We start from the raw sequence: 24,366 nt of genomic DNA on the forward strand, positions 1-24,366 counted from the left end.
TTCTACAAAATGAAGTTTTTGTTAAGTTTTATCTTTACATTCCAAAGAATTTTTTAGCTATTTTGTCTGTATTTAAGTTTTTTGTGCAAAAAGTAAGATAACAAAGGATACTAACCGCAATATTTCCTATAGGTACTAACACTAAACATATAATAAAAATATTTGGGTAAATTTCTTCCTCTTCCATCACTCGTTTCATAAGTTTACGACTTACAATTACACTCCCTACATATAGGAGCAACAACACTATTGAAAATAAGATTTGATTAGCAACTGGCAATATAATTCCTCCTTTTCTAATAAAATAGCGTTTTTGTTTAGCTTTATTAATCTACAATTTCAACCGATAATAAGGTGTAATTAACATCCTGCATTTGGTCACAAACACCTTCTATAATTCTGTCCTTCAAATCTACACCGTCGAGATCTTCTAGTATTTCAAGATCTATAGCAACCCTTACTATTTCTTTCATATCCATTCTCCTTTTTGATTAAAATAAGAATTTTGTTCGGTTTTAAATTCTTGTTACTTTAACGGTACCCACCGGCTTAATAGGTTTACTCTGTTTGTTCTGCTCCAATCGATTCGTATGCCTTACTAATTCATTTATTTTATTCATCATTTCTTCTGCATTAGGCAGTCGAGTTATTTGCGTTCCGTCCCCTAAATTCTCTACTACAACCCGTTCAAGTTCTTTCAGTTCACTCAATTCACTTCCCTCACTTTCTATCCAAAATAACTATTTTGTTAAATTACTTCGTACGTTTTCTTCACTTTAATGAACTGATACGTTCCATCGATAAACCGATTCTTCAAAGTCATTTGCATTGATTCTTCGCTATCAGCTGTTAATGCCATGTTGATTGTCTGCACTTCTCCAAATGTCCCTAAATAACTTTCATTACTCATTTGAACAGCTATAACAACTTCCTGAAATAGTCCATTTTTTAATTCATTCAATTCCTTTTCAAGTTCATCGATTCGCTCATCTCTTACTTGAACATCGTCCTTTAGAAACCCAACCTCTTCTTTAAGTTTCGCTCTTTCATTAGACAACTGACGATACTCATGTATAGAGGCCCCACGAGAAGCACGGAGAAGGTTTATTTCTTTATTCTTCAATTCAATCTGCTTTACAGCATGGTCAAAGTCATCTTTTAATAATTGATACTTTGTAGATCCCTTCCCCACGTTTTCACCTCATTTCTATTCAAATAACGCTTTTATTCAAAATCCTCATCCCAACGCTCAACCCTTCCTCGTGACCAAGACCAAATACCATTCTTCTGCAATGTTTCTAATTCGATTTCTACAGGAACATATTGTATTGATAACTCATCTTCAATGAACTGTTCTGCCATTTCTTTTGTTGGTAAGAAGCAAGATTCAGTTAAATCCATCGTATCCTCTGCTTGTTTAAAGTCATAAAATGACTCTTCCTCAAATTGATAAGCAATCGCCCAAAACTTCATATTCATCGCTCCGTTTCTTATAAAATTCAAATTTGGTCTTATTTTAAGCTCAGGTTCAACTTGAACCTGCCTTTTTCCATTCAACTAAAATTTCGAGACCTCTCCCGAAATGAATTCTTTCCCAACTGGATTTTTCTCTCGCCCTTCTCATACATTCCTTTAGCGATAAAGGCGGTGTAGTAATCGCATCTTCTTTGTTCCATCCACCTTTTCTATATCTATAAAGTGCAGTTTGATATTGAATCCCATTTGAAGCAGCTATTCTTAACTCTTCATCCGTAAATACTCGTTTGTGTGCTTGTACTGTCCGTCCTTTTTGAAAAATCTGTTCCTTCTCCATAACTGGCCTTGTAGCAGCCTCAAATGGTTCCAAACCTTTCTTCACTCGATGATAGTACGTTTGGTAACCAACCCCATGTTTTTTCGCAACTTCTTTCCATCTTGACCATTGACTATCCTTATGCGTTAACGGCTCTGTAATTGCTTTTTCTTTATCCCACATGGAAACACGAACTCTACCATTTAATGTACATCTACTAATCCCGTTCTTTTCTGCCCTTTTATATTCATCTGGCGTAATATAATAATCATATGGTGTTTTCATAAACCCCATCCTCCCTTTTACTCAATATCCGCTGGCTTGACGTTCAAAGTTCTCCTTATTTTTATCTTTGTAGGCTTGTACAATATCTTCAAATTTGTACCCATACAAGTAACACAGACGGAAAAAAATACCGAAAGCCTTATGCAAATGTGTTAGAGTTACGTTTAAATCTCTATATTGGCACCACGCACGTTTGGCGGTTAAAATATCCTGCATATACCATTCAAAAAGCATATTGATGCTTAATATATTTTTCTTCATAATGTATTGTTCGCGGAACATTGCTGCTATTCTACGCTTTAATGTATGGCGATCTAATTCAATTACAATGTTCATGAGAAAATGAAACCCCTCAACTAATTCAACCAACAGCCCTTCTTTGGGAGTTCCAAACCCTACACTCCACATTTTAAATGCTCTCGTTTCATTCCAAGCCTCGCCAATCTCCACTAATAATGCACGAAACAGCATGTCTAATTTGTCATTACCCTTATAACCAATGCGTCTATCAAGTTCTTTTTGCATTTCCATTAATTCACTAATATCAAATGTTTGGCTTGTTTCTTCTTTAGTAATGATATGCAAGTTAGTTGTATGTCTCATTGCGCATACACTCCTTTACGATAATCTTTAATAATGGCACCATTCTCATTAAAATATGCAATTTCCCAATACGGATTAAATCTGAACTTATGGGGATTACCATCTAAAATAACGTACAAATCATTTTTGCAATTCCCGACAATCGTCCCTTGTCTTCCCTGTACTTCGACACGCATCCCACGTTTAGCAAATGGTATTCTTCTGTAGTTACACATTTTTCGAAATGGCGCTTCTTGTCCAAAAAGTGTACTAATATCTACTACTCCTAAATACTTGCAGGATATGAATCTTTCAAATTGTTCATAAGGCATTTCTATAAAATGCTGCTTTTTAAATTGTTTATAATAGTGATATTTTGCTTTCTCTTCACTTTCTTTGGTAATGATATGGTCACATCTCCACTGCGGAAAAACTGTTGAAATATGATACTTGTATGTAGGAGTGGCAGCCATTAGTTTCCCTCCTGACCAACAAAAGAGACTTTTGACCAATCCATTTCTGCTGTTTCTTCTTGATTAATCATCTCCAAAGGTACTTCTAGCAAGAAGCGCGCTGTTTTGTTGCAATTCGTGCATTTTACATGAATAGCTTTTTCTTCTGCGCTTACCATGATTCCGCCGATTCCGTTATCCTCAGTCGCGATAATTGGCAATACCGATGTAACTGGACCTTCATTTTCAAATTCCTTTTCAACCAAACTAGCCAGTATATTCATTCCGCATAAGCATTTAATTTCAAATCTCATAGTATTTATCCCCTTTAATTGTTTTATAATTGTAACTATTAGCAAGACCGTCAATTCTAGCTCGTCCAATTCCCACAATTGACGGTCTCTGAGCCTATAACACTTCAAATCTATTAATTGATTTATTATCTTTTGTTTCTCCAATTGCTTTGTTCACCTGCTGTTTACTTTTGAATCTTATCGAATACCCTAATTGCTATAGCTATAATAAGACTGAATATTACAAAAACAATTAATGTATCCTTATCCATAATGGATTAACCTGCCATATCTTCTGCGTAAAAGTAGATTTCTAGTTCTTTAGGATCTATTTGGAACCTCTCGTCTGAATTGTTAACTAGTACGGACACAAGTCCCGTTTCTGGATCTTGATGTTGTACAGTTAAAACCCGTTCATCATTACTAACGAAGTCGCCAGGATGGAATTCGTTGTTTTTTCTACCTCTAGCAGCAAATATTCTGCGACGTTCTTCCCAATACTGCTCATCCTCTGTTGCTCTGCGGCACTCATCAGCAAATTGCCATCCCTTATCTCCTACACTCATAACCGATTCGTTACCCCACGTTCCATATAATGCAATACCGCCATTCTGATCGATAAAAGCAATATCTTCTACTGCTGCAAACATTGTGTAGTCTTTGCCTTCAAACGCTACCCATTCCCCTTTTTCAATAAACGGTGCAATGATTTCCGTCATATTTATATTCACTAAAGTCACTTTCATATTTAATTCCTCCTTAATTTGTACTAAACCCAAAAATCTACACTTTGTTCAAATTGAACATCCATTTCCTTACGAGCATATTCATGTTTCTTATTCTTAAATTTAACTAACTGATAAAAACCGTTCTTACTAACTCCCCGTACTCTGTCTATATGTTGGTACTGGAATACCTTAAATTCTTTCGCATACTTACTTGGATCTTCATCCGTTCCACAATTACTCCAACCGTTCTTTATGAATTGTCCAGGATCATCACATACTACATAAATTTCTTCTTTCTCGTTAGCAACTAAATAGATGTCATCCCAATACGCCAAAGATGATTTTTAATAGGTGGTGTATTAATCGCTCTCTCTTTACTCCAACAAAGATCATAAATTCTAGACCTTAACGTACTTGCGCAAACACCATTTTTTTCTGCTATTTCGTATTCTTCTGGAGTTATATAATAATCATATGGATCCCGCATGAATATCTTCTCCTATTCAATTGTTAATTAAGTTCTTGAATTTCTTTTAACGATCTATTCGAAACTTCAATACTACGAATCTTAAAACTATAATTCTTACGATATTTTTCACGGATTTTTAATCCTGCTTCTTCTTTCGTTTCAGCTTCACAAAATTCTAATTTGAATCTTGACTCTGTAACAATGTCCACCATGTATGTATCTATTAGTGGCTCATAAATAAAATCATGGTCTATTGTGATTTGTTCAGTCATTTGATTCACCTTCTATCGGTGAAAGCGTAATAATCATTTGTTGATCTAACACATTCCCTATCACAGCATTCATCCATAGAGTAGGATTCATTTTTCTCATTAAAAATTCGATGACTGTAATTAACTCTTCAGTAGATACGGAAACAAATTCGCCTAAAAGTTCTTGACTGAACTTGCCACCACGCTTTTCAATCATTAGAGCTACTTCGTTGTCAATCACGTATCTTTTTGCAGTTACTAAATCGAATTGACGGACTTTCTCGCGGCCGAATCCTTTTATTAATTCCTTTAGAACATCATGAATGACACGAAAATCTAACACTTTTACTTTCTGTTCAATCTGCTCTCTACACCGCTTGCATAAAGTCCTCTCCAAACCAGAAATATATATTTTACTCATATCAGACTCAGGAAAAGGATTTTCGCATTGATAACACTCTTCTCCAATTACATCTTCAAATGGATTTAGCATGTAAATCGCTCCTATGATTTATATTTGTTTAGCACTTCTTGCAATCTCTCACGCTCTTCATCAATAGATTGCGAGTTTTGCTTTTCGATTTCTTTTTTAGTTGGCTCAACATCTTCACGTAACCAATCTGGAACAATTTCTTTTCTATTTGAACGGCCTAGTCCCGAACCATTCAATCGTTTATTCTTACTCATTTCAAAGCGTCTATCTAATGCAGCAACATCATCTAATGTTTTTACTTTTTGCTTTTCCCAGCTTTTCAAAATGGCCTTAATGTAATTCCATTTTGGCTTATTTTCATCAATAGCTTTGTGAGCAGCATGTTTAATTAATTCGCTACCAAACGAATCACAAAACTCTCCTAATTCCGTAATGGCAATTTCACTTAACGGAATTCCTTCACCTTTTAAAAAGTTATAACTGACTTTAAATTCTTCATCGACTAATACATGTGATTTCGATTCTTTATTATCATCATGATAATAATTAGTATTTTGTATATTATTAGTACTTAGTAAAGAATTAGTATTTAGTAGTCGGCATTTTTCCATAGGGTGGCTTTTCCACTCAGTGGTTTCACCACTAGGTGGTTTATCCACCCTATGGTTTTTGGTATCTATGGTTGGTAACTCATAAACAATGGTTTCCCAATGTGAAATTTTCCCTGTTTCTGAATTTTGGATTGGATATCTCTTCAAATACCCTGCCTTTTTCAATTCTTTTAGGGTACTTGTTGTTGTTTTCTCGCTATCCTTGGCATGTTGACTTAATTCAGTAGCATGAAATGTCCAATCATCCGGTAAAGAAAGCATGTAAGCCAATAACCCCTTTGCCCTCCAACTTAAATTTTCATCGCGCAAAGGCGTATTGTGTATAACCGAATAATTCGTATCCTTTTTCACTCGAAAAATACCCATATTTCCTATCTCTCCTATTTCCAAAACATCAATTAATTGTTATAATACGTATTATTATTTTTTCTTTAGGACCCGTTGCATCGGGTTCTTCTCTTATGCATTCTTGCGAATTCTTTCAACTACTTCTTTTCTGCCACCAACCTTTTCAAGACGATCTGCTACACGAAAAACCTCTGTTCTTTCTGCTTCACGATCACTTTTCTGTTTCTTAAAATACATAGCTGATAACTGTTTTGATATCTCTAAATCTCTTATACTTTGCTTCTGATAAGCGTTATGTAATTCAAGATACAAAGTTTTATTCCTTTCCTTATTTGCCTGGTTCATTTGTTTATATAACAGATGCAAATTTTGTATACACTCTCTACGCTCCTCTTCTAATTCCAAAGCCTTTTCTAGATGTTCCGGAAGAACTCGGCTTTCTATTCCCATCATCTAAAGCCTCCCTTTCTAAGCGATCACTTTCATCAAACTTTTGTTCAATGAAAGTACCACCTTTATAAACTCCATACGCAAGTATCACAATCCCTAACCCAAAGATACAGACATTCGTTGTACTTTCTACCGTTGTAATATCCATTAGGCTAAAACAAACACCTTTTTAGACTCAATTTCTTGCGCCAACGCTTCGTTTAAATACTCTTTAATGTTATTCATCGCTTCTAACTTCCAAGCCCCACCATCGGCTTCAAATAAACCACAACGTGCACCTTCACGCATTCTGAACACAAACTTACTTTCTGGTTGTTCCACTTCAACAAATGTTCTATATGGGCTTAATTGCACTGGATTAGGTACTTTTGCATTCCCTCTACTCGCAACTCCTGTTTTCACCGTTACAGCTTGCGATACACCATCATCTCCAATTTCCTTAACATCATTTTCTACAACCGTACCTACTACCTGTAAAACAATGTCTCGATGATTGTTTTGTACAAAACCTGATTGCAATGCAATATTAAATTCTTCTCTGTCATAAAAGCTTCCAAAATTAAAACGTGGAATGGATGCTTGTGCTTCGATATAAGTACTTCTAGCCTTATCTCCATTAACCGCAGTAAAGCATCTTACCGTTGTTGGGTTTACAATATGAATCATTACAGCTTCTGTTGTGTCAAATTCTGATTTCACGTAACTTACTAAACCAGATAAACTACGAACAGTAATCTCTGCTGGTGTCGGTTCTTGCACAAGATGTAATCGTTGTGTTGAATAAGTTTGTTCTCCGATTTTATGTGTTTCAATCGTTCCAATCTCTAATACCTTTTCAATTGCTTCTCTTGTCATAGTCATTTTTATTTCCCCTTTTCTTAATTAGATTTACTTTTCATATAATCGATTACTACTGTTTGTTTATCAGCAACCTGATTTTGTTCTTTTTCTTCTACTTCTTCTACAGGTTGTCCAACATCTGTTTTCACATCACCCTGTAGATCCATATAAAACTGTCCCTGGATCCCGGAAGCTAACTCTTGACCAACTAAATTTCCGTTTTGATCCATATCTAATAGAATCTTAGATTCTACCGCTTCTGTTGGCGCTAGTTTCGAAGTAGCTTGAACTTGACAATTCCACACATCACGCTTTTTATCACCAGCAAACGAAAGTGTTAAAACAATCTTTCTTGCTTTTTTAGGATCAGTATTTAAATCTGCCATATTTTCCATTACACGCTCAAACTCTTGATGAAATCTTTCAGCAAGTGCTCCATCAGCAAATGTATTTAAATCAATCATGACTTCCATTTCTTCTCTCACCTAAACCTTTCTTCTTAAAATTCAATATCCACTTGAATATCGATGTTCATAGGGATTTCTTGCGTTACACGAATTGACTTTGGACTTACACCTTTTTGAATCAACTTTTTAACTTCTTCTTTTGCAGCATCTTTTGAGTGGAATTCACTGATACCTGGAAAACCTGCGAAATTACTTGTAATCACTAAAATCTTTTGTTGCATGTAACTTCCTCCTATTGCACTTCTGCCATGTTTATTTGTGAATTTGCAAAAGCGATTTCCTCACTTAATACAATTGGCAATTTATATTCTTTAACAATTTTCGATGCTAACTCCAAATGACAACGTTTAATTGCTTTATGACTTGTTATTCCAAACTCACGATATAGTTGGTTATAAATATCACGATAAACTTTTATTCTTAACCCACGATCTCGATAAGCATTCGATTGTTTACCACCTAATAAAGCAACACCATGACGTTTAACAGCATTAGATATTTCATCACATTCTACTGCGAATAATGGTGCGTTTTCTCGTAAGTCTTTGACATCTGATTTGATGTGCTGGAGTTCTTGTTTTTGTCCTTCTAATACATCAAATGTTAGTTTTAAAATACTCATTGGATCTGTAGGGATTTGTTTCTGTTCTCTCATATTGAAATATCCATCAACAAACTGATCGTATAAATCCCATGCTGTATCATCTTCGAGAATTTTTAAGAGTTTTGCGTATCCTCGTTCAGAAAGAATATATATGTTTTTCGAATTAGCAATTGATTGTTTTGTAAATCCGAGTTGTTCTAAACTCGGTCCGCCAAACGGACTCACTTTTAAATCAACGATATCAATACCGTCTTTAAATCGGGAACGGTTTTCATTAATCCGTAGGTTAATATGTTTGACTTCTTTCTCATGAATTCCAGCAATTTCTTTTACTAACATCGCTTTCTTACCTTCACCAAATCCTCCCTCAATTCCAGTGAACTGATAACCTGCGATATTTTGTTTTCCTAAAATATGTAGTTCGTTTGTTGTTGTTAATTGATCCATGCTATTTCCTCCTATTTATGCACTTGGAATTACTTTTGTTGTATTTGTATAACGATGTACTAAATGTAATTCATTACTTACTTTTTTGAAGATTAACCAAATATCAGGATTAAGATTGTATGACTCAATATGAATTTTTTCCTTTTTTGTTGGCTTTTTACCATTTTTCATTCAACTCACCTCCTCTGTATCTACAACATCAAAATTAATTTCACTTAACCCGCTTACCGTAATTCATGATTATTTTTAGGTATTTTTGTTCTTTCGTGAAAATACTCTATTGGCACTCGTCCGGCTACCGTGATATAACCTTTTTCTTTTAGTTCATTGTTAAGCTGTTTAATAATTTCTCGCGCTTTCGTCTCTTTCACACTAAACAAATCCATGACATGTTCACATCTATAGACATCCATCAACCACACCTCGTTAAGCAACACCGTCAGTTACGAAACGCAACATTCGAGGAAAAAAAATTCGGATTACCTCATTCGGTTCTATTTTTAATTCATTCACAATTTTATTTACTTCTTCTGTATCAAACACAGAGTAACCGTTAATCTTATCATTCAAGGTAGTTGTACTTATCTCTAACGCCTCAGCCAATTTCCTATAACTAGAATTTTCTTCTCTTATTTTTCCTTTTAAAGCTTTTAATTCTGGATATTTACGTCTTTTGTTCATATAATCACCCCTCTCTCTTCTTATAAATTGCAGTTATTGTTACGTTTCGTAACTCACCCCTAGAATACCCTTTAAAAAAACAACTGTCAATACGTTTCGTAACATTTTTGTCAATTTCACCTCTATTGTTGTTGCGTTTTGTAACAAACTTGTTTATACTTATCGAAAAAGGGGGTTGTTACAAAATGGAACAAAAGCAACTGTTAAATAAAGAAATATTCCCTATCAGATTGAAAGAAATCATGCTTGAGAATAACCAAACAATTTATACTCTTTCGCAAAGAATTAATCTTTCTGCAGCCACCGTATCCCGATATTGTAGTGGTAAAATGGCACCAAAACTAACTACTATAGAAGTTATAGCAAAACAATTTGGTATAAACCCTGCTTGGTTAATGGGGTACGATGTAGATAAACTTATCGAAAAAAAGCAACCAGATCGGAAATATTATCAAATAACTGAAAAAGACAAAAAAGACATTGCTAAACAATTAGAAAAAATGTTAGATGGATTGGGTGATGACAAAAATGGTTTTGCCGCTTTCGATGGCGAACCACTTGACGAAGCCACAAAGATGGTATTAAAAGATTCACTTGAACGTTCGATGCTTTTAGCGCGAGAAATAGCTAAGAAAAAATTCACTCCTAAGAAATATAGAAATTAAGGAGGACTTTGGGTTGAAGGATAACATAAAACAACACGCACTAGATCTAGTAAAAGAACACGGCACAAACAATCCATTTAAAATAGCTAAAGAAAGAAACATCGAATTAATATTTGAAGACCTGCAACATATCTACGGATATTATCATTACTGTCGACGCGTTCAACTTATTCATATCAATTGCACTCTAGAAGAATTTTACCAACTCTATGTCTGTGCTCATGAATTAGGTCATGCTGTTAGACACCCTGAAGAAGATACCGCTTTTCTTAATAAGCAGACACTCTTTTCCACAGATAAATTAGAAGTAGAAGCAAATACTTTTGCTGTTGAATTATTGATGCCTGATGATGAAGTTTATCATTATCTCCGTTCTGGATACACCATAGAACAAATTGCAAGTGTTTATGGAGTTCCTAAACGGTTCATGAAATATAAAACATTTAATTTTTGAACTTATTTGGAAGGAGTTGTGAAAGGATGCCTATCTATAAAGACAAAGAAAGAGGAACGTACTATGTAAAAATCGTTTACCGCGACTACGAGGGAAACAAGAAGCAGAAAAAAAAACGTGGTTTCAAAAAAAAGAACGATGCTGTCGCTTGGGAAAAAGAATTTCATAAAAAACATAATGAAAGTAGCGATATGAGTTTCGCTAGTCTAGTTGAATTATACATGGAAGATATAGTTCATCGCATTAGACCAAATACTTTCGAAAATAAAAAATATATTATTAATTCACGAATACTACCATTCTTTTCAAAAATAGCCATAAATGAGATCAAACCTATGCATATACGTAAATGGCAAAACACCCTAATTTCTCAAGGGTTTAGCCAAACATATCTAAAAACAATTAATAACCAATTAAATGCGATACTCAATTTCGCTGTAAAATTTTACGGATTATCTGCCAATCCTTCAAAAGTAGTCGGCTCTATAGGAAAAAAGCAAGCTGATTCTATGAATTTTTGGACGTTAGAGGAATTCAATTTATTCTACGAACAATTAGAAAAAGAAGAAAGTAAAGTTATCTTCTCTATACTTTTTTGGACAGGAATTCGTTCCGGGGAGTTATTAGGGTTGCAATGGAAAGACATAGACTTATTAAGCAACACAATATCCATTACAAAATCACTTCAAAAGGTGAATGGCGAAACTGTCATAAATCCTCCCAAAACACCAAAAAGCAAAAGAATTATTCATATCCCTTTGGCACTAAGTGCATTGATTGTAAAATATAAAAACAAATTATACAAACCTAAACATAATGATTTTTTATTTGATTGTTCTAAGTACTATGTTTTATATGAATTAAGAAGAGGAATAAAAAAAGCGAATATAAAAAAGATACGTGTGCACGACCTTAGACATTCACACGCATCTCTTCTAATCGAATTAGGATATAGCCCATTATTGATATCAGAAAGATTAGGCCATGAAAAAATCGAGACGACACTGCAAGTTTATTCACATCTGTATCCAAACAAGCATGATGCTGTCGCAAAGAAGCTAAATAACTTAATGGAACAAAAAAGTTCCATATGAGTACCACACTTCTAAAAATATCGTTTAAAAGCTTGGTACTTCAACGTTCACAGCTATTTATTCATTTATTCCCACTCAATAGTTGCTGGTGGCTTACTCGTTACATCATACACGATACGGTTAACGTGTTTTACTTCGTTTACGATACGTACAGAGATTTTCTCTAATACGTCCCAAGGGATACGTGCCCAGTCAGCTGTCATACCGTCGATAGATGTTACTGCACGGATACCTACTGTGTAATCGTAAGTACGCTCGTCACCCATAACACCTACGCTACGCATACCAGGAAGTGCAGTGAAGTATTGCCAGATTTCACGGTCTAAGCCCGCTTTAATAATTTCTTCACGTAAAATCGCATCAGATTCACGAACGATTTCTAATTTCTCTTCTGTAATTTCACCTAATACACGAATACCAAGACCCGGTCCTGGGAATGGTTGACGCCATACGATTTCATCAGGAATTCCTAGTTCAGATCCTAATACACGTACTTCGTCTTTAAATAACGTGTTTAAAGGCTCAATTAATTTGAACTGCATGTCTTCTGGAAGTCCACCAACGTTGTGGTGAGATTTAATTGTTTGTGCAGTTGCTGTACCACTTTCAACGATGTCTGTGTAAAGTGTACCTTGTGCTAAAAAGTCCATACCTTGTAATTTAGACGCTTCATCATCAAATACGTAAATGAATTCGTTACCGATGATTTTACGTTTTTGTTCTGGATCTTCTACACCTTTTAACTTGTTCATGAAGCGTTCTTTTGCATCCACTTTAATAACGTTCATGTGGAAGCCTTCGCTAAATGTTTTCATAACGCCTTCTGCTTCGCCTTTACGCAGTAAGCCGTGGTCAACGAAAATACAAGTTAATTGATCGCCGATTGCTTTATGAATTAATACTGCTACAACAGAAGAGTCTACACCGCCACTAAGTGCGCATAGTACTTTTTTGTCTCCAACAGTTTCACGAATTTTTTCTAATTCTACTTCGATAAAGTTCTCCATGTTCCATCCTTCAGAACAACCACATACGCCGAATACGAAGTTTTTAATTAAATCGTTACCGTGCTCAGAGTGACGTACTTCTGGGTGGAATTGTACACCGTATAAGTTTTTCGCTTCATTGCTCATACCAGCAATTGGGCAAGACTCACTTGTTGCGTCTACTACGAATCCTTCAGGTAAACCAGTTACTAAGTCACCATGGCTCATCCATACAACTTGCTCTTCTGGAAGGTTCGCATATAATTTTGATTCGTTCTCTACTTTAAGAACAGCCTTTCCGTACTCACGGTGATTTGCACGCTCTACTTTACCACCGAAGTGTTGCGTCATAAGCTGCATACCGTAACAAATACCGAAGATTGGTAAACCTAGTTCAAAGATTTTTTCATCACAATGTAATGCACCTTCACCGTATACGCTATTTGGTCCACCAGAGAAAATAATCCCTTTTGGATTCATTGCTTTAATTTCTTCTGCAGTAATTGTATGTGGATGAAGTTCACTGTATACACCGAACTCACGAATTCGACGTGCTATTAACTGATTGTATTGACTTCCAAAATCTAAAACGATAATTGTATCGTGTTGTTTCTTCAAAATAATCACCCCAACGTTAGTTCTCGTATATAAATATTTTCACCAATTTGGCGAAAAGCATTACCAATATAATAAAAAAAGCCAGTCCTCCTCCTCTAGTCTCATAACAAAGAAAAGGCAGGGGTCTGGCTTTATAAAGAAAGATAGTCTCCGCTCTTTATAAATATAAGACACACTGCCTTCATAGTCAGGTTGTTTGCGGTAACCCGGTAGAGACTCTCAAACCATATCATTGAGGATATATGAAGGATCGTTTTATATTATCTTCCTAGATTCTAACAATGAAATATCAATATGGTCAAGAGAGAAAGCGACAAAATTCTACAGAAATTCATTTCCTTTTCTAAAAAACATAAAAAAACATCCATTTCTATATAGAAATGGATGTTTTTTAGGGCAAACGGAATTACATCATTCCGCCCATACCACCCATGCCCATGCCGCCCATGTCAGGCATTGCTGGTGCATTTGGTTCTGGTTTGTCAGCTACTACAGCTTCAGTTGTTAAGAACATAGCTGCAACAGATGCTGCGTTTTGAAGTGCAGAACGAGTTACTTTAGCTGGATCTACGATACCAGACTCAAGCATGTTAACCCATTCGCCAGTAGCTGCGTTGAAACCAACGCCTACTTTTTCGCCTTTTAGACGCTCTACAACTACAGATCCTTCTAGACCAGCGTTGATTGCGATTTGACGAACTGGCTCTTCTAGTGCGCGAAGTACGATGTTGATACCTGTTGCTTCGTCGCCTTCAGCTACGATAGAAGCTACTTTTGTGTATACGTTCATAAGTGAAGTACCACCACCTGCAACGATACCTTCTTCTACTGCTGCACGAGTTGAGTTAAGTGCATCTTCAATACGAAGTTTGCGTTCTTTCAACTCAGTTTCAGTTGCTGCACCTACTTTAATTACCGCTACGCCACCTGCAAGTTTTGCAAGACGCTCTTGTAATTTTTCACGATCGAATTCAGAAGTTGTTTCTTCTAATTGCGCACGGATTTGACCGATGCGAGCTTCGATTTGTTCTGTGCTTCCTACACCTTCAACTACAGTTGTGTTTTCTTTTGTAACAACAACTTTACCAGCGCGTCCTAAAGATTCAACTGTAGCAGATTTTAAGTCACGACCTAATTCTTCAGTGATTACTTCGCCACCTGTTAAGATCGCGATATCTTCTAGCATTGCTTTACGACGGTCACCAAATCCAGGAGCTTTAACAGCTACTACATTGAATGTACCACGAAGTTTGTTCACTACTAATGTAGCTAACGCTTCGCCTTCTACATCTTCAGCAATGATAAGAAGTGGTTTACCTTGTTGTACCACTTGCTCTAATACTGGTAAGATTTCTTGAATGTTAGAAATCTTTTTGTCAGTGATTAAGATGTATGGGTTATCAAGAACTGCTTCCATTTTGTCAGAATCAGTAATCATGTAAGGAGATGCATATCCACGATCAAATTGCATACCTTCTACTACGTCTAATTCTGTTGTGAAGCCTTTAGATTCTTCTAAAGTAATAACGCCGTCGTTACCAACGCGCTCCATTGCTTCAGCGATTAATTGACCTACTTCTTCGTCAGCAGCAGAAATAGCAGCTACTTGTGCGATAGAAGATTTACCTTCGATTGGTTTAGAAATCGTTTTTAATTCTTCAATTGCAGCAGTAACAGCTTTTTCGATACCTTTACGAAGACCCATTGGGTTCGCACCAGCTGTTACGTTTTTAAGACCTTCACGAATCATAGCTTGCGCTAATACAGTTGCAGTTGTTGTTCCGTCACCAGCTACGTCATTTGTTTTGCTAGCAACTTCTGCTACTAGTTTCGCACCCATGTTTTCGAATGCATCTTCTAATTCGATTTCTTTTGCGATTGTTACACCGTCATTTGTAATAAGTGGTGAACCGAATTTTTTCTCAAGAACAACGTTACGACCTTTTGGTCCAAGCGTTACTTTTACTGCATTTGCAAGAGTGTCGACACCGCGAAGCATCGAACGACGTGCTTCTTCACTAAATTTAATATCTTTTGCCATAATAATTGACCCCCTTGGATTTTTTAAGATTTATATAATTAACCGATAACTGCTAAAATGTCACTTTCACGTAAAATCAAGTAGTCTGTACCTTCATATTTCACTTCAGTACCTGCATATTTTGAGAAGATGATAAGATCACCTGCTGCTACCTCTAAAGCAACACGCTCACCATTCTCAAGCACTCGACCAGTACCTACTGCAACAACTTTACCCTCTTGTGGTTTTTCTTTTGCAGTATCTGGTAATACGATACCACTTGCTGTTTTTTCTTCTGCTTGAACAAGCTCAATTACAACGCGATCACCTAATGGCTTTAGCATGAACAATAACCTCCTCATTTTGTTATGTAAATTTCTTTTATTAGCACTCAAGTCATCCGAGTGCTAACACACTTATAATAATAAATAATCTCAATTTCTTTTGCAAGTAAAAAAATCATAATTTTTTCGCAAATCACTATATAAACTTTCTATATAGAATACTGCCTTTACTATATGAATCGTTGTTTCCACTGCTCGTATGTTACAATATGAAAGGACACCCTAAGTTGTTTTCGCTACACACACAACTTTCTCCTGTCTTCTATTATAATTTCAAATAAGGATTTACGAAAAAAACATAATTCAAGTGAGGTTTATATCGTAGGTAGCATATTTACATGTTATCCTAACTTATCTCATACACTATAGTTAGAAAGGATGGTTAAACCATTTGAAGAAACAATACTGGTGGATTATCGTTACATACATTTTAATGCAGTTATCTGGCGTTGTTGGATTGCCACTTCTCCTAAAAACAGGACTCTATGATAATAGAGGATTTACCATTGAGGAAAAAGGACAAATCATAACGGGACACTGGGCAATTATTAGCTTCTTTGTTGCATTATGTATCGTACTTTGGTTACTTAGAACAGATATTCGTGACAGGCATTTAGATCCAAAGCGCTCTTCTGCTCCAGCTACTATTGGATGGATTTTCATCGGGTTCTTCTTAGCTTTCTTTTCACAAATAGTTGCCGGTATGATCGAGATGCAGCTGCTAGGAATTAAACAAGGTTCAGAAAATACAATGAAACTAATGGAGATTGCAAGAACGACCCCTTGGTTCCTTATTGTTGTATCTATAATTGGACCTATCTTAGAAGAAATCGTATTTAGAAAAATTTTATTTGGTGCACTTTATAAGAAGTTTAACTTCTTTATCGCAGCTATCATTAGTTCGCTTGTATTCGCAGCAATTCATTTTGATTTTACTCATTTATTGGTATACACTGCTATGGGGCTCGTATTCGCCTTCTTATATGTGAAGACGAAACGGATTATCGTTCCGATTGCAGCTCATGTTGCGATGAATACATTGGTCGCTATTGGGCAAATTTTTATGAGCAATGAACAAATTCAAGAAATGATTAAAGAAGCTGAAAAAATGCAAGGCTTTATCGGAGGATTTTTTGTATGAGAAACTCACCATTGTTCATGGCTGCACTATACTTCCTTCTTGGATGTATCTTTACACGCTTCGCCATTACGAACGTGACAGATACAATCTGGAATATGTGGACAATACTATTTGCAGTTATGGCAACAATTGATTTTAATTTGGCACTTCGCCTTATATTAATTAAATTCACAAAGAAGAAACAATAATAAAACGCAGAGGTCGCTTCCTCTACGTTTTATTGTGGATAGTTTTTCAAAAAGTAAACTAATGTTTGTAACTCTACAGCTAAGTCAATATGATGAATTCTAATATTCTCTGATACGTTTAATCGCGCTGGTGTGAAATTCAAAATACCATGCACGCTCGTTTCAGCTAATCTATCTGCTACAGCTTGTGCTACTGTAGCCGGTACTGTTAATATTGCCACTTGTATATCATTTGATAATCTCTCTTCTAATTCATCTAAATGATATACAGGAATGCCCCCGATTTCTGTTCCAACTTTCTCTTCACTAACATCAAATGCCATTTCAATTTTTGTATTATTGTTTTTCGTGAAATTATAATGTAAGAAAGCGGTCCCTAAATTACCTACTCCAATAAGTGCTACACGTGTTATATCATCTTGATCAAGTGTTTCGCGGAAAAATGATAATAGATAATTTACGTTATATCCATATCCCTTTTTCCCTAACGCTCCAAAATACGAAAAATCTCTTCGTATTGTTGCGGAATCTACTTTTACTGCCTCACTCAATTCGGCCGATGAAACACGCTGCTTACCAGAAAGAGATAAGTTTTGGATAAATCGATAGTATAGAGGCAATCTTTTAGCAGTGGCTTGTGGAATCTTTTGCTGATCCATATGACCTCTCCTCTCTTCCTATCTTTATTCATATACTTTAATCAAATACAGAAGTTTAGCACTCATTAAATTCCTTGTATAATAAAGAGAAGAAGTATTCTCTCTTTATTTTAAACTATACACTATTTTTAGTATGATTGAGAAATATAAACATGGCAAAGTTAAGAAATTATTTGAGGTGAAAACATTGATTTTATTACAAGTAAACGCGCTTTCGAAATTATACGGTGCAGAAACGATTCTTGCAAACATAAAATTGGAAGTACAAACAAAAGATCGTATCGCATTAGTTGGAAGGAATGGAGCAGGCAAATCTACATTATTAAAAATTATCGCTGGTGAATTATCTCATGATGGTGGCGAAATTATAAAACCGAAAGATGTCTCAATCGGATATTTAGCTCAAAATACTGGACTAGAAACGTCTTTAACAATTTGGGATGAAATGCTAACCGTCTTTACCCACTTACAGCAAATGGAGACAAAACTTCGAAGGCTTGAGCAAGAAATGGGAAAAGAAGAAAACTTTTCAAACGAAGCTACATATGAAAGATTGTTAGCTGATTATGACCAATTGCAACTCAATTATAAAGATCAAGGTGGATATCAATATGAAGCGGATATTCGCTCCATTTTAAGCGGCCTTGGCTTCCCAGTTGAAACGCACCAGACGACGATCTCTACTTTAAGCGGCGGGCAAAAAACAAGATTAGCTCTCGGGAAATTATTATTAACAAAACCAGACTTACTTATTTTGGATGAGCCTACAAACCATTTAGACATCGAAACATTAACGTGGCTTGAGCAATATTTACAAGGTTATCCTGGCGCAATATTAATCGTTTCACATGACCGTTATTTCTTAGACAAACTCGTTACACAAGTATATGAAATTTCGAATAAAGAAAGCAGACGATTTGTTGGTAACTACAGTAAATATTTAGACTTAAAATCAGCATTATATGAGCAAGAAATGAAACGTTACGAAAAACAACAAGATGAAATCGCAAAACTTGAGGACTTCGTTCAAAAGAATATAGCTCGCGCTTCTACAACGAAACGTGCTCAAAGTCGTCGTAAACAACTAGACAGAATGGAATTATTAACGAGACCATTAGGGGATTCTAAGTCAGCATCATTCCACTTCGATATTGAAAAGCAAAGTGGAAATGATGTTTTACAAGTAAATGATGCAACCATCGGCTATGATGAGAACCCTATAATTGAACATGTAACTATGCGCTTAACTCGCGGAGATAGTGTTGCTTTAGTTGGTCCAAACGGAATTGGGAAATCCACATTGTTAAAGTCTATTGTGAATAAGTTACCACTATTAAATGGTGATGTTTCTTTCGGATCAAATGTATCTGTTGGTTATTATGATCAAGAACAAGCAAACTTAACATCTTCTAAACGGGTTTTAAATGAACTATGGGATGAATATCCACTGCAACCTGAAAAAGAAATCCGTACTATACTCGGGAATTTTTTATTCACAGGAGATGATGTACTGAAACCAGTATCTTCCCTTAGTGGTGGACAAAAAGCTCGATTAGCTCTTGCAAAACTTATGATGCAAAAATCAAATTTATTAATTCTAGATGAACCTACGAACCACCTTGATTTAAACAGTAAAGAAATTTTGGAGAATGCTTTAATTGATTATCCAGGGACTCTTCTATTCGTCTCACATGACCGCTACTTTATTAACCGTGTAACAACGACTGTGGTTGAGTTATCAACAGAAGGTGCACAGGAATATTTAGGGGATTACGATTACTACGTTGAAAAGAAAAATGAAATGATTGAACGTGCAGAACTTGAACAGCAAGAAAGTGACATTCCTGTTCAAAAGGTGGTTGCACAAGAGAAATTAAATTATTTAGAAGAAAAAGAGCGTAAAAAACTAGAGCGTCAACGCACTAGAAAAATTGAAGAGCTAGAACAAAGTATATTAGAATTAGAAGAAGAAATTGCTACGTTAGAAGATCAACTTTGCTTACCAGAAATATATGCAGATTATGAAAAAGCTAGTGAAATTACAACTAAAAAGCAAACGCTACAAGAACAACTTGAAACTTGTATGGCAGAATGGGAAGAGCTGCATGTATAAGCATATTTAAATAAGAAAGATGTCTCATAAGTCAGGATTTTTGACTATGCGACATCTTTTTTTCTTTTAATACAGAAACAATTTTTTGAGTATATCAATCGTAACTTAGAATATACCAACGATTTTTCAAATATATCTATTGTAACCCTATATATATTAACAGTTCGACACGAAATATCGATTTAACGACAAAGATTGACAATATTAGCATCTTCTATAATAGGGGGATGTTTCAAAATGTTTTTCGGGGATATCTTCTTACTTTTTATTTCCCGAAAAAGAACAAACACAAAGGTCTGACATCATCCTATTTATCCACAAGTTTATACACATATCCACCTTTATAAAATAAGCCTTAAAATAACTTTTCCACATTATCCACAATTAATAAAAAAGTTATCAACATTTTATATACACAATAAAACCCACATTATCAACAGACAATATGGGTTTTATCCACAACCTGTGGTTAATTATGTGTATAACTATGCTTCAATATCTAATCCTGGATTTGCATTTAAGGCTAATGTTGCACGCTTACCTTGTTCATAAGCAATTGTCCCTGCCGCTGCAATCATCGCTGCATTATCTGTGCATAAAGATAGCGGCGGAATAATTAATTCAATGTTTTCTTTTTGTGCAAATTCCTCTTCTAATCGCGCACGAAGTCCTTTATTAGCAGCTACTCCACCAGCAAGAAGTAATTGCTTTACATTATAAGCTTCTGCTGCACGAGCTGCTTTCGTTACAAGTACATCTATTACACTTTCTTGGAAACTTGCCGCTAAATCTTCTGGCGCAATTTCTATACCGCGTTGTTTTGCGTTATGCACAGTGTTGATAACTGCTGATTTCAATCCACTAAAGCTAAAATCATATGAATCCGGTTCTAGCCATGCACGAGGCAAATCAATTGTCGGTTCTCCTTCATGTGCAAGGCGATCAATATGAGGACCACCTGGATATGGCATAGATAACGTACGAGCTACTTTATCATATGCTTCTCCAGCTGCATCGTCTCGTGTTTCACCAATTACTTCGAATGAACCATGTTCTTTCATATAAACAAGTTCCGTATGCCCACCAGATACAACAAGTGATAATAACGGGAATTGAACTTCTTTTACTAAACGGTTCGCATAAATATGACCAGCAATATGATGAACACCGACTAACGGAATATCATGTGCAAACGCTACTGCCTTCGCTGCATTTACTCCAATTAGAAGTGCTCCTACTAAACCAGGACCTTCTGTTACAGCAATTGCATCAATATCATCAAATGTGATGTTTGCTTCCTTTAAAGCTTCTTCTAACACAACTGTAATTTCTTCTACATGATGACGGGATGCAATCTCTGGTACAACGCCGCCAAAACGTTTATGACTTTCAATTTGTGATGCAACGACATTCGCAATAATTTCCGTTCCATTTTTAACAACTGCTACTGCTGTTTCATCACAACTTGTTTCAATACCAAGTATAATCGTATTTTTTTCCATTATATATTCACCCACATTACGAGACCATCTTCCTGATTGTCTGCATAGTATCGTTTACGAATCCCACCATTTTGAAATCCGTATTTTCTGTATAACTGCTTTGCTACTTCATTTGATACACGTACTTCAAGTGTCATTGTTTTTACCCCTAGTTCTTTCGCTTCAGAAATAACTGCTTTCAATAGGGCATCTCCTAACTTTTGACCTCGGTATTCTGGCAAAATAGCTATATTTGTTATATGTGATTCATCAATAATTATCCACAATCCACAATACCCGACTACACGACCATCTTTTTCTAACACAATATAATGTGCATGTTCATTCATCGTTAATTCACGGTGAAAGGCATCTGCAGTCCAAGGAGTTGAAAAAGACGCTTCTTCAATAGCTACAATTTGAGCAATATCATCAAGCTCCATCTTTCTAAATATCATATCCATCTTCTGCAAGCTCCTACTTGTTTTGACTTTCTAACCACTTTGTTTCAGCTTCAGCTAAACGAAGATAGCTTGGAACAAACGTATGCACATCTTGTTCTTCTTTTTGTAATCCTAAGAATGCTAGCTCACTTGGTCTTGGGTTATTTTTAGTAAATGGAGCGAATACAGCTTGATCACCTAAATGTTCTATAATTGTTTCTTTATGCAATTTAACATCGTTACCGATAAATAAAACAGGCTGTCCTTTATCTTTTAACATTTGCAACCAGTCCACAATAAGAATAATTCGGTCTTCTTCTATTGAAGTTAACTGCTCTCCTTCATATGTATATAACCCAGTATAAATTTGCCCACGTCTTCCATCAAATAAAGGACAAATTAACCCGCTAAAGTTAGCACCGTTTGCAGCTACTACCTCTAAACTTGATACACCTACAATTGGTATTTGAAGTGACCAAGCTAATGTTTTCGCCGCTGTCACGCCTATGCGAACACCTGTATAGGATCCAGGTCCAGCAGCTACAACGATTTTAGTTAATTCCTTCGGTTTTACGCCACACTCTTTTAACAGTTTCTCTACAGCTGGCATAAGACGTACAGAATGGTTTTTTGTTAAATTTGTAATGATTTCCCCAATTACGTTTCCTTCCTCAATAAGGGATACACCCATTACGTAATTTGAAGTATCAATTGCTAGTACTTTCATCTTGTAATAGCTCCTCACATAATCTAATATAGCGATCTCCAATTGGCTCGAGTATAATTTTTCTTGTGTCATCTCCAGCATGGAATAAACTAATTTGTAACTTTTCATTTGGTAAATATGCCTCTATTAAATGAGCCCATTCTACTACCGTAATTCCTTTACCGTAGAAATATTCATCAAAGCCTAAGTCCTCTTCACTTTCTGCTAAGCGATACACGTCCATATGATATAGCGGTAATCTTCCTTTATATTCTTTAATGATATTAAAGGTAGGACTATTTACAACTCTTTTCACTCCAAGACCTTTTGCTAGTCCCTTTGTAAAAGTCGTCTTACCAGCTCCAAGATCTCCTTCTAAAATAATTACGTCTTGTGCCTCTACGAGCTTACCTAGTTTTTCTGATAACCTTTGTGTTTCCTCAGAAGATTTTGTTGTTACTTCATATTTACTCACAGACTTCACCTACTTTACTCACAATGTTCTCTGCTCTTTATTATACAGGTTTTGAATATATAAAAAAGTCCTTAGGAGTTGTCCTAAGGATAGTTTGACTGTCTTTATTAGTTTTTTGTTAAAACAAATAAAAAAATACGAAACAACTTGTTTCGTTCTTTTCTTTATATGAAATGGCGGTCCCGACCGGGGTCGAACCGGCGATCTCCTGCGTGACAGGCAGGCATGTTAACCACTACACCACGGGACCATTTGGTTGCGGGGACAGGATTTGAACCTGCGACCTTCGGGTTATGAGCCCGACGAGCTACCGTGCTGCTCCACCCCGCGACAATATAAATAGCTTGGCGACGTCCTACTCTCACAGGGACAAGGTCCCAACTACCATCGGCGCTAGAGAGCTTAACTTCCGTGTTCGGTATGGGAACGGGTGTGACCTCTCTGCCATCATCACCAAACTATGAAGGCATATTCCTTCAAAACTAGATAACATTGCTACATATTATATGGTTAAGTCCTCGATCTATTAGTATTCGTCAGCTCCACATGTCACCATGCTTCCACCTCGAACCTATCAACCTGATCATCTTTCAGGGATCTTACTAGCTTACGCTATGGGAAATCTCATCTTGAGGGGGGCTTCATGCTTAGATGCTTTCAGCACTTATCCCTTCCGCACATAGCTACCCAGCTATGCCCTTGGCAGAACAACTGGTACACCAGCGGTGCGTCCATCCCGGTCCTCTCGTACTAAGGACAGCTCCTCTCAAATTTCCTACGCCCACGACGGATAGGGACCGAACTGTCTCACGACGTTCTGAACCCAGCTCGCGTACCGCTTTAATGGGCGAACAGCCCAACCCTTGGGACCGACTACAGCCCCAGGATGCGATGAGCCGACATCGAGGTGCCAAACCTCCCCGTCGATGTGGACTCTTGGGGGAGATAAGCCTGTTATCCCCGGGGTAGCTTTTATCCGTTGAGCGATGGCCCTTCCATGCGGAACCACCGGATCACTAAGCCCGACTTTCGTCCCTGCTCGACTTGTAGGTCTCGCAGTCAAGCTCCCTTATGCCTTTGCACTCTACGAATGATTTCCAACCATTCTGAGGGAACCTTTGGTCGCCTCCGTTACACTTTAGGAGGCGACCGCCCCAGTCAAACTGCCCACCTGACACTGTCTCCCGGGTCGATAGGACCCGTAGGTTAGAATTTCAATACAGTCAGGGCGGTATCCCACCAGCGC

General features: G+C 36.4%; 38 protein-coding genes, 2 tRNA genes, 2 rRNA genes and 1 riboswitch (1 of these 43 cut by a window edge). Of the genes, 6 read left to right on the plus strand and 36 right to left on the minus strand.

The genetic code is table 11. From position 1 onward, the window contains the following. Positions 1 to 34: 34 nt before the first annotated feature. From QCI79_RS11820 to QCI79_RS11935, 24 genes are all read right to left on the minus strand, one after another. On the minus strand, positions 35 to 280 hold the full coding sequence (locus tag QCI79_RS11820) for a hypothetical protein (RefSeq protein ID WP_016090479.1): 246 nt from the start codon (positions 278 to 280) through the stop codon (positions 35 to 37). A gap of 46 nt (positions 281 to 326) precedes the next feature. Further along, positions 327 to 473: a hypothetical protein gene (locus QCI79_RS11825; RefSeq protein ID WP_006926319.1), complete on the minus strand. Its 147-nt coding sequence runs from the start codon at positions 471 to 473 to the stop codon at positions 327 to 329. Positions 474 to 515: 42 nt separating this feature from the next. Next, positions 516 to 710 (minus strand): hypothetical protein, encoded by a 195-nt coding sequence (locus QCI79_RS11830; protein ID WP_021729053.1) that lies wholly within the window; start codon positions 708 to 710, stop codon positions 516 to 518. 38 nt (positions 711 to 748) lie between these two features. Then, positions 749 to 1,192 (minus strand): hypothetical protein, encoded by a 444-nt coding sequence (locus QCI79_RS35005; RefSeq protein WP_021729054.1) that lies wholly within the window; start codon positions 1,190 to 1,192, stop codon positions 749 to 751. 32 nt (positions 1,193 to 1,224) lie between these two features. Beyond that, a complete protein-coding gene (locus tag QCI79_RS11840; RefSeq protein ID WP_000674084.1) occupies positions 1,225 to 1,473 on the minus strand; it encodes a hypothetical protein in 249 nt (82 codons plus the stop codon). 55 nt (positions 1,474 to 1,528) lie between these two features. Further along, on the minus strand, positions 1,529 to 2,077 hold the full coding sequence (locus QCI79_RS11845) for a hypothetical protein (RefSeq protein WP_021729056.1): 549 nt from the start codon (positions 2,075 to 2,077) through the stop codon (positions 1,529 to 1,531). Between the two features lie 21 nt (positions 2,078 to 2,098). Continuing rightward, positions 2,099 to 2,680: a dUTP diphosphatase gene (locus tag QCI79_RS11850; protein ID WP_021729057.1), complete on the minus strand. Its 582-nt coding sequence runs from the start codon at positions 2,678 to 2,680 to the stop codon at positions 2,099 to 2,101. Continuing rightward, the gene (locus QCI79_RS11855) at positions 2,677 to 3,132 is read right to left on the minus strand and encodes a hypothetical protein (protein WP_021729058.1); all 456 of its coding nucleotides are present in this window, start codon (positions 3,130 to 3,132) and stop codon (positions 2,677 to 2,679) included. The genes QCI79_RS11850 and QCI79_RS11855 overlap by 4 nt, the downstream gene beginning before the upstream one ends. Next, the gene (locus QCI79_RS11860; protein WP_023901545.1) at positions 3,132 to 3,425 is read right to left on the minus strand and encodes a hypothetical protein; all 294 of its coding nucleotides are present in this window, start codon (positions 3,423 to 3,425) and stop codon (positions 3,132 to 3,134) included. Before QCI79_RS11860 ends, QCI79_RS11855 begins: the two co-directional genes overlap by 1 nt. Positions 3,426 to 3,682: 257 nt before the next feature. Then, positions 3,683 to 4,150: a hypothetical protein gene (locus QCI79_RS11865; RefSeq protein ID WP_021729060.1), complete on the minus strand. Its 468-nt coding sequence runs from the start codon at positions 4,148 to 4,150 to the stop codon at positions 3,683 to 3,685. 23 nt (positions 4,151 to 4,173) lie between these two features. Further along, on the minus strand, positions 4,174 to 4,467 hold the full coding sequence (locus QCI79_RS11870) for a hypothetical protein (RefSeq protein WP_021729061.1): 294 nt from the start codon (positions 4,465 to 4,467) through the stop codon (positions 4,174 to 4,176). Beyond that, the gene (locus QCI79_RS11875; protein ID WP_048549451.1) at positions 4,440 to 4,619 is read right to left on the minus strand and encodes a hypothetical protein; all 180 of its coding nucleotides are present in this window, start codon (positions 4,617 to 4,619) and stop codon (positions 4,440 to 4,442) included. The genes QCI79_RS11870 and QCI79_RS11875 overlap by 28 nt, the downstream gene beginning before the upstream one ends. 23 nt (positions 4,620 to 4,642) lie before the next feature. Further along, positions 4,643 to 4,873, minus strand: a complete 231-nt coding sequence (locus tag QCI79_RS11880) for a hypothetical protein (protein ID WP_048549452.1) — start codon at positions 4,871 to 4,873, stop codon at positions 4,643 to 4,645. Continuing rightward, a complete protein-coding gene (locus tag QCI79_RS11885) occupies positions 4,866 to 5,345 on the minus strand; it encodes a hypothetical protein (protein ID WP_048549453.1) in 480 nt (159 codons plus the stop codon). The genes QCI79_RS11880 and QCI79_RS11885 overlap by 8 nt, the downstream gene beginning before the upstream one ends. Before the next feature lie 11 nt (positions 5,346 to 5,356). Further along, positions 5,357 to 6,262, minus strand: coding sequence for a DnaD domain protein (locus QCI79_RS11890; protein WP_048556259.1), 906 nt, complete (start codon positions 6,260 to 6,262; stop codon positions 5,357 to 5,359). 93 nt (positions 6,263 to 6,355) lie between these two features. Further along, entirely contained in the window at positions 6,356 to 6,697 is a 342-nt protein-coding gene (locus QCI79_RS11895) for a hypothetical protein (RefSeq protein WP_080350656.1), read from the minus strand. Continuing rightward, the gene (locus QCI79_RS11900; protein WP_000355710.1) at positions 6,627 to 6,842 is read right to left on the minus strand and encodes a hypothetical protein; all 216 of its coding nucleotides are present in this window, start codon (positions 6,840 to 6,842) and stop codon (positions 6,627 to 6,629) included. Before QCI79_RS11900 ends, QCI79_RS11895 begins: the two co-directional genes overlap by 71 nt. Then, on the minus strand, positions 6,842 to 7,555 hold the full coding sequence (locus QCI79_RS11905) for a hypothetical protein (protein WP_048549418.1): 714 nt from the start codon (positions 7,553 to 7,555) through the stop codon (positions 6,842 to 6,844). Before QCI79_RS11905 ends, QCI79_RS11900 begins: the two co-directional genes overlap by 1 nt. Before the next feature lie 17 nt (positions 7,556 to 7,572). Further along, entirely contained in the window at positions 7,573 to 8,007 is a 435-nt protein-coding gene (locus tag QCI79_RS11910) for a hypothetical protein (protein ID WP_048549417.1), read from the minus strand. Between the two features lie 26 nt (positions 8,008 to 8,033). Next, a complete protein-coding gene (locus QCI79_RS11915) occupies positions 8,034 to 8,222 on the minus strand; it encodes a hypothetical protein (protein WP_048549416.1) in 189 nt (62 codons plus the stop codon). A gap of 11 nt (positions 8,223 to 8,233) precedes the next feature. Beyond that, a complete protein-coding gene (locus QCI79_RS11920; protein WP_042596871.1) occupies positions 8,234 to 9,052 on the minus strand; it encodes an ORF6C domain-containing protein in 819 nt (272 codons plus the stop codon). 15 nt (positions 9,053 to 9,067) lie between these two features. Then, positions 9,068 to 9,223, minus strand: a complete 156-nt coding sequence (locus tag QCI79_RS11925) for a DUF6906 family protein (RefSeq protein ID WP_021729278.1) — start codon at positions 9,221 to 9,223, stop codon at positions 9,068 to 9,070. 53 nt (positions 9,224 to 9,276) lie between these two features. Then, positions 9,277 to 9,465, minus strand: coding sequence for a hypothetical protein (locus tag QCI79_RS11930; RefSeq protein ID WP_000383685.1), 189 nt, complete (start codon positions 9,463 to 9,465; stop codon positions 9,277 to 9,279). 13 nt (positions 9,466 to 9,478) lie between these two features. Next, positions 9,479 to 9,733, minus strand: coding sequence for a DUF739 family protein (locus QCI79_RS11935; protein WP_021729277.1), 255 nt, complete (start codon positions 9,731 to 9,733; stop codon positions 9,479 to 9,481). Positions 9,734 to 9,918: 185 nt separating this feature from the next. On the opposite strand from QCI79_RS11935, the gene QCI79_RS11940 reads away from it, so the two are divergent. The 3 genes from QCI79_RS11940 to QCI79_RS11950 are packed head-to-tail and all read left to right on the plus strand — an operon-like array spanning position 9,919 to position 11,946. Beyond that, the gene (locus QCI79_RS11940) at positions 9,919 to 10,398 is read left to right on the plus strand and encodes a helix-turn-helix domain-containing protein (protein ID WP_021729276.1); all 480 of its coding nucleotides are present in this window, start codon (positions 9,919 to 9,921) and stop codon (positions 10,396 to 10,398) included. Positions 10,399 to 10,411: 13 nt separating this feature from the next. Further along, positions 10,412 to 10,852 (plus strand): ImmA/IrrE family metallo-endopeptidase, encoded by a 441-nt coding sequence (locus tag QCI79_RS11945; protein WP_021729275.1) that lies wholly within the window; start codon positions 10,412 to 10,414, stop codon positions 10,850 to 10,852. Between the two features lie 26 nt (positions 10,853 to 10,878). Continuing rightward, positions 10,879 to 11,946 carry a tyrosine-type recombinase/integrase gene (locus tag QCI79_RS11950; RefSeq protein ID WP_021729274.1) on the plus strand — a complete coding sequence of 356 codons (1,068 nt, stop codon included), beginning with the start codon at positions 10,879 to 10,881 and terminating at the stop codon, positions 11,944 to 11,946. A 65-nt stretch (positions 11,947 to 12,011) separates the two neighbouring features. On the opposite strand, the gene guaA is transcribed toward QCI79_RS11950, so the two are convergent. The 3 genes from guaA to groES form a co-directional block, all read right to left on the minus strand. Then, complete coding sequence (gene guaA, locus QCI79_RS11955) at positions 12,012 to 13,550, minus strand: glutamine-hydrolyzing GMP synthase (protein WP_000743906.1); 1,539 nt, start codon at positions 13,548 to 13,550, stop codon at positions 12,012 to 12,014. A 164-nt stretch (positions 13,551 to 13,714) separates the two neighbouring features. Further along, a riboswitch (purine riboswitch) is annotated at positions 13,715 to 13,816 on the minus strand. 140 nt (positions 13,817 to 13,956) lie between these two features. Next, positions 13,957 to 15,591, minus strand: a complete 1,635-nt coding sequence (gene groL / locus QCI79_RS11960; protein WP_001029993.1) for a chaperonin GroEL — start codon at positions 15,589 to 15,591, stop codon at positions 13,957 to 13,959. Between the two features lie 38 nt (positions 15,592 to 15,629). Continuing rightward, entirely contained in the window at positions 15,630 to 15,914 is a 285-nt protein-coding gene (groES, locus tag QCI79_RS11965) for a co-chaperone GroES (RefSeq protein ID WP_000917311.1), read from the minus strand. Between the two features lie 391 nt (positions 15,915 to 16,305). Between groES and QCI79_RS11970 the strand changes: the two genes are divergently transcribed. Then, positions 16,306 to 17,055, plus strand: coding sequence for a CPBP family intramembrane glutamic endopeptidase (locus tag QCI79_RS11970; RefSeq protein WP_000745326.1), 750 nt, complete (start codon positions 16,306 to 16,308; stop codon positions 17,053 to 17,055). Next, complete coding sequence (locus QCI79_RS11975; protein WP_001246200.1) at positions 17,052 to 17,243, plus strand: YdiK family protein; 192 nt, start codon at positions 17,052 to 17,054, stop codon at positions 17,241 to 17,243. Before QCI79_RS11970 ends, QCI79_RS11975 begins: the two co-directional genes overlap by 4 nt. A gap of 29 nt (positions 17,244 to 17,272) precedes the next feature. Here QCI79_RS11975 and QCI79_RS11980 read toward each other — a convergent pair whose 3' ends face one another. Then, positions 17,273 to 17,902 carry a redox-sensing transcriptional repressor Rex gene (locus tag QCI79_RS11980; RefSeq protein ID WP_000372699.1) on the minus strand — a complete coding sequence of 210 codons (630 nt, stop codon included), beginning with the start codon at positions 17,900 to 17,902 and terminating at the stop codon, positions 17,273 to 17,275. 187 nt (positions 17,903 to 18,089) lie between these two features. On the opposite strand from QCI79_RS11980, the gene QCI79_RS11985 reads away from it, so the two are divergent. Beyond that, positions 18,090 to 20,015, plus strand: coding sequence for an ABC-F family ATP-binding cassette domain-containing protein (locus QCI79_RS11985; protein WP_000602145.1), 1,926 nt, complete (start codon positions 18,090 to 18,092; stop codon positions 20,013 to 20,015). A 485-nt stretch (positions 20,016 to 20,500) separates the two neighbouring features. On the opposite strand, the gene tsaD is transcribed toward QCI79_RS11985, so the two are convergent. From tsaD to QCI79_RS12025, 8 genes are all read right to left on the minus strand, one after another. Further along, positions 20,501 to 21,517: a tRNA (adenosine(37)-N6)-threonylcarbamoyltransferase complex transferase subunit TsaD gene (gene tsaD, locus QCI79_RS11990; RefSeq protein ID WP_000414585.1), complete on the minus strand. Its 1,017-nt coding sequence runs from the start codon at positions 21,515 to 21,517 to the stop codon at positions 20,501 to 20,503. Next, entirely contained in the window at positions 21,517 to 21,960 is a 444-nt protein-coding gene (rimI, locus tag QCI79_RS11995) for a ribosomal protein S18-alanine N-acetyltransferase (RefSeq protein ID WP_000367190.1), read from the minus strand. Before rimI ends, tsaD begins: the two co-directional genes overlap by 1 nt. A gap of 13 nt (positions 21,961 to 21,973) precedes the next feature. Continuing rightward, a complete protein-coding gene (gene tsaB, locus QCI79_RS12000) occupies positions 21,974 to 22,666 on the minus strand; it encodes a tRNA (adenosine(37)-N6)-threonylcarbamoyltransferase complex dimerization subunit type 1 TsaB (protein ID WP_000865756.1) in 693 nt (230 codons plus the stop codon). Further along, entirely contained in the window at positions 22,647 to 23,120 is a 474-nt protein-coding gene (gene tsaE / locus QCI79_RS12005; RefSeq protein ID WP_000049649.1) for a tRNA (adenosine(37)-N6)-threonylcarbamoyltransferase complex ATPase subunit type 1 TsaE, read from the minus strand. The genes tsaB and tsaE overlap by 20 nt, the downstream gene beginning before the upstream one ends. A 174-nt stretch (positions 23,121 to 23,294) precedes the next feature. Next, positions 23,295 to 23,370: transfer RNA gene (locus tag QCI79_RS12010), tRNA-Asp, on the minus strand. A gap of 3 nt (positions 23,371 to 23,373) precedes the next feature. Beyond that, positions 23,374 to 23,450 (minus strand) — tRNA-Met (locus QCI79_RS12015). 12 nt (positions 23,451 to 23,462) lie between these two features. Next, positions 23,463 to 23,578 (minus strand): 5S ribosomal RNA (rrf, locus tag QCI79_RS12020). A gap of 48 nt (positions 23,579 to 23,626) precedes the next feature. Beyond that, a 23S ribosomal RNA gene (locus QCI79_RS12025) occupies positions 23,627 to 24,366 on the minus strand (it continues 2,183 nt past the right edge of the window).

It is taken from the genome of Bacillus cereus group sp. MG1 (genome assembly GCF_040460035.1).
Lineage (GTDB): Bacteria > Bacillota > Bacilli > Bacillales > Bacillaceae_G > Bacillus_A > Bacillus_A cereus.

What these genes read in the sequence shown, in the direction of transcription:
- QCI79_RS11825 (WP_006926319.1), bottom strand. Translation starts at nt 473, where the DNA reads ATGAAAGAAATAGTAAGGGTTGCTATAGATCTTGAAATACTAGAAGAT.
- QCI79_RS11840 (WP_000674084.1), bottom strand. Translation starts at nt 1,473, where the DNA reads ATGAAGTTTTGGGCGATTGCTTATCAATTTGAGGAAGAGTCATTTTAT.
- QCI79_RS11845 (WP_021729056.1), bottom strand. Translation starts at nt 2,077, where the DNA reads ATGAAAACACCATATGATTATTATATTACGCCAGATGAATATAAAAGG.
- QCI79_RS11850 (WP_021729057.1), bottom strand. Translation starts at nt 2,680, where the DNA reads ATGAGACATACAACTAACTTGCATATCATTACTAAAGAAGAAACAAGC.
- QCI79_RS11855 (WP_021729058.1), bottom strand. Translation starts at nt 3,132, where the DNA reads ATGGCTGCCACTCCTACATACAAGTATCATATTTCAACAGTTTTTCCG.
- QCI79_RS11860 (WP_023901545.1), bottom strand. Translation starts at nt 3,425, where the DNA reads ATGAGATTTGAAATTAAATGCTTATGCGGAATGAATATACTGGCTAGT.
- QCI79_RS11865 (WP_021729060.1), bottom strand. Translation starts at nt 4,150, where the DNA reads ATGAAAGTGACTTTAGTGAATATAAATATGACGGAAATCATTGCACCG.
- QCI79_RS11875 (WP_048549451.1), bottom strand. Translation starts at nt 4,619, where the DNA reads ATGCGGGATCCATATGATTATTATATAACTCCAGAAGAATACGAAATA.
- QCI79_RS11880 (WP_048549452.1), bottom strand. Translation starts at nt 4,873, where the DNA reads ATGACTGAACAAATCACAATAGACCATGATTTTATTTATGAGCCACTA.
- QCI79_RS11885 (WP_048549453.1), bottom strand. Translation starts at nt 5,345, where the DNA reads ATGCTAAATCCATTTGAAGATGTAATTGGAGAAGAGTGTTATCAATGC.
- QCI79_RS11890 (WP_048556259.1), bottom strand. Translation starts at nt 6,262, where the DNA reads ATGGGTATTTTTCGAGTGAAAAAGGATACGAATTATTCGGTTATACAC.
- QCI79_RS11895 (WP_080350656.1), bottom strand. Translation starts at nt 6,697, where the DNA reads ATGATGGGAATAGAAAGCCGAGTTCTTCCGGAACATCTAGAAAAGGCT.
- QCI79_RS11900 (WP_000355710.1), bottom strand. Translation starts at nt 6,842, where the DNA reads ATGGATATTACAACGGTAGAAAGTACAACGAATGTCTGTATCTTTGGG.
- QCI79_RS11905 (WP_048549418.1), bottom strand. Translation starts at nt 7,555, where the DNA reads ATGACTATGACAAGAGAAGCAATTGAAAAGGTATTAGAGATTGGAACG.
- QCI79_RS11910 (WP_048549417.1), bottom strand. Translation starts at nt 8,007, where the DNA reads ATGGAAGTCATGATTGATTTAAATACATTTGCTGATGGAGCACTTGCT.
- QCI79_RS11915 (WP_048549416.1), bottom strand. Translation starts at nt 8,222, where the DNA reads ATGCAACAAAAGATTTTAGTGATTACAAGTAATTTCGCAGGTTTTCCA.
- QCI79_RS11920 (WP_042596871.1), bottom strand. Translation starts at nt 9,052, where the DNA reads ATGGATCAATTAACAACAACAAACGAACTACATATTTTAGGAAAACAA.
- QCI79_RS11925 (WP_021729278.1), bottom strand. Translation starts at nt 9,223, where the DNA reads ATGAAAAATGGTAAAAAGCCAACAAAAAAGGAAAAAATTCATATTGAG.
- QCI79_RS11930 (WP_000383685.1), bottom strand. Translation starts at nt 9,465, where the DNA reads ATGGATGTCTATAGATGTGAACATGTCATGGATTTGTTTAGTGTGAAA.
- QCI79_RS11935 (WP_021729277.1), bottom strand. Translation starts at nt 9,733, where the DNA reads ATGAACAAAAGACGTAAATATCCAGAATTAAAAGCTTTAAAAGGAAAA.
- QCI79_RS11940 (WP_021729276.1), top strand. Translation starts at nt 9,919, where the DNA reads ATGGAACAAAAGCAACTGTTAAATAAAGAAATATTCCCTATCAGATTG.
- QCI79_RS11950 (WP_021729274.1), top strand. Translation starts at nt 10,879, where the DNA reads ATGCCTATCTATAAAGACAAAGAAAGAGGAACGTACTATGTAAAAATC.
- groL (WP_001029993.1), bottom strand. Translation starts at nt 15,591, where the DNA reads ATGGCAAAAGATATTAAATTTAGTGAAGAAGCACGTCGTTCGATGCTT.
- groES (WP_000917311.1), bottom strand. Translation starts at nt 15,914, where the DNA reads ATGCTAAAGCCATTAGGTGATCGCGTTGTAATTGAGCTTGTTCAAGCA.
- QCI79_RS11975 (WP_001246200.1), top strand. Translation starts at nt 17,052, where the DNA reads ATGAGAAACTCACCATTGTTCATGGCTGCACTATACTTCCTTCTTGGA.
- QCI79_RS11980 (WP_000372699.1), bottom strand. Translation starts at nt 17,902, where the DNA reads ATGGATCAGCAAAAGATTCCACAAGCCACTGCTAAAAGATTGCCTCTA.
- tsaD (WP_000414585.1), bottom strand. Translation starts at nt 21,517, where the DNA reads ATGGAAAAAAATACGATTATACTTGGTATTGAAACAAGTTGTGATGAA.
- rimI (WP_000367190.1), bottom strand. Translation starts at nt 21,960, where the DNA reads ATGGATATGATATTTAGAAAGATGGAGCTTGATGATATTGCTCAAATT.
- tsaB (WP_000865756.1), bottom strand. Translation starts at nt 22,666, where the DNA reads ATGAAAGTACTAGCAATTGATACTTCAAATTACGTAATGGGTGTATCC.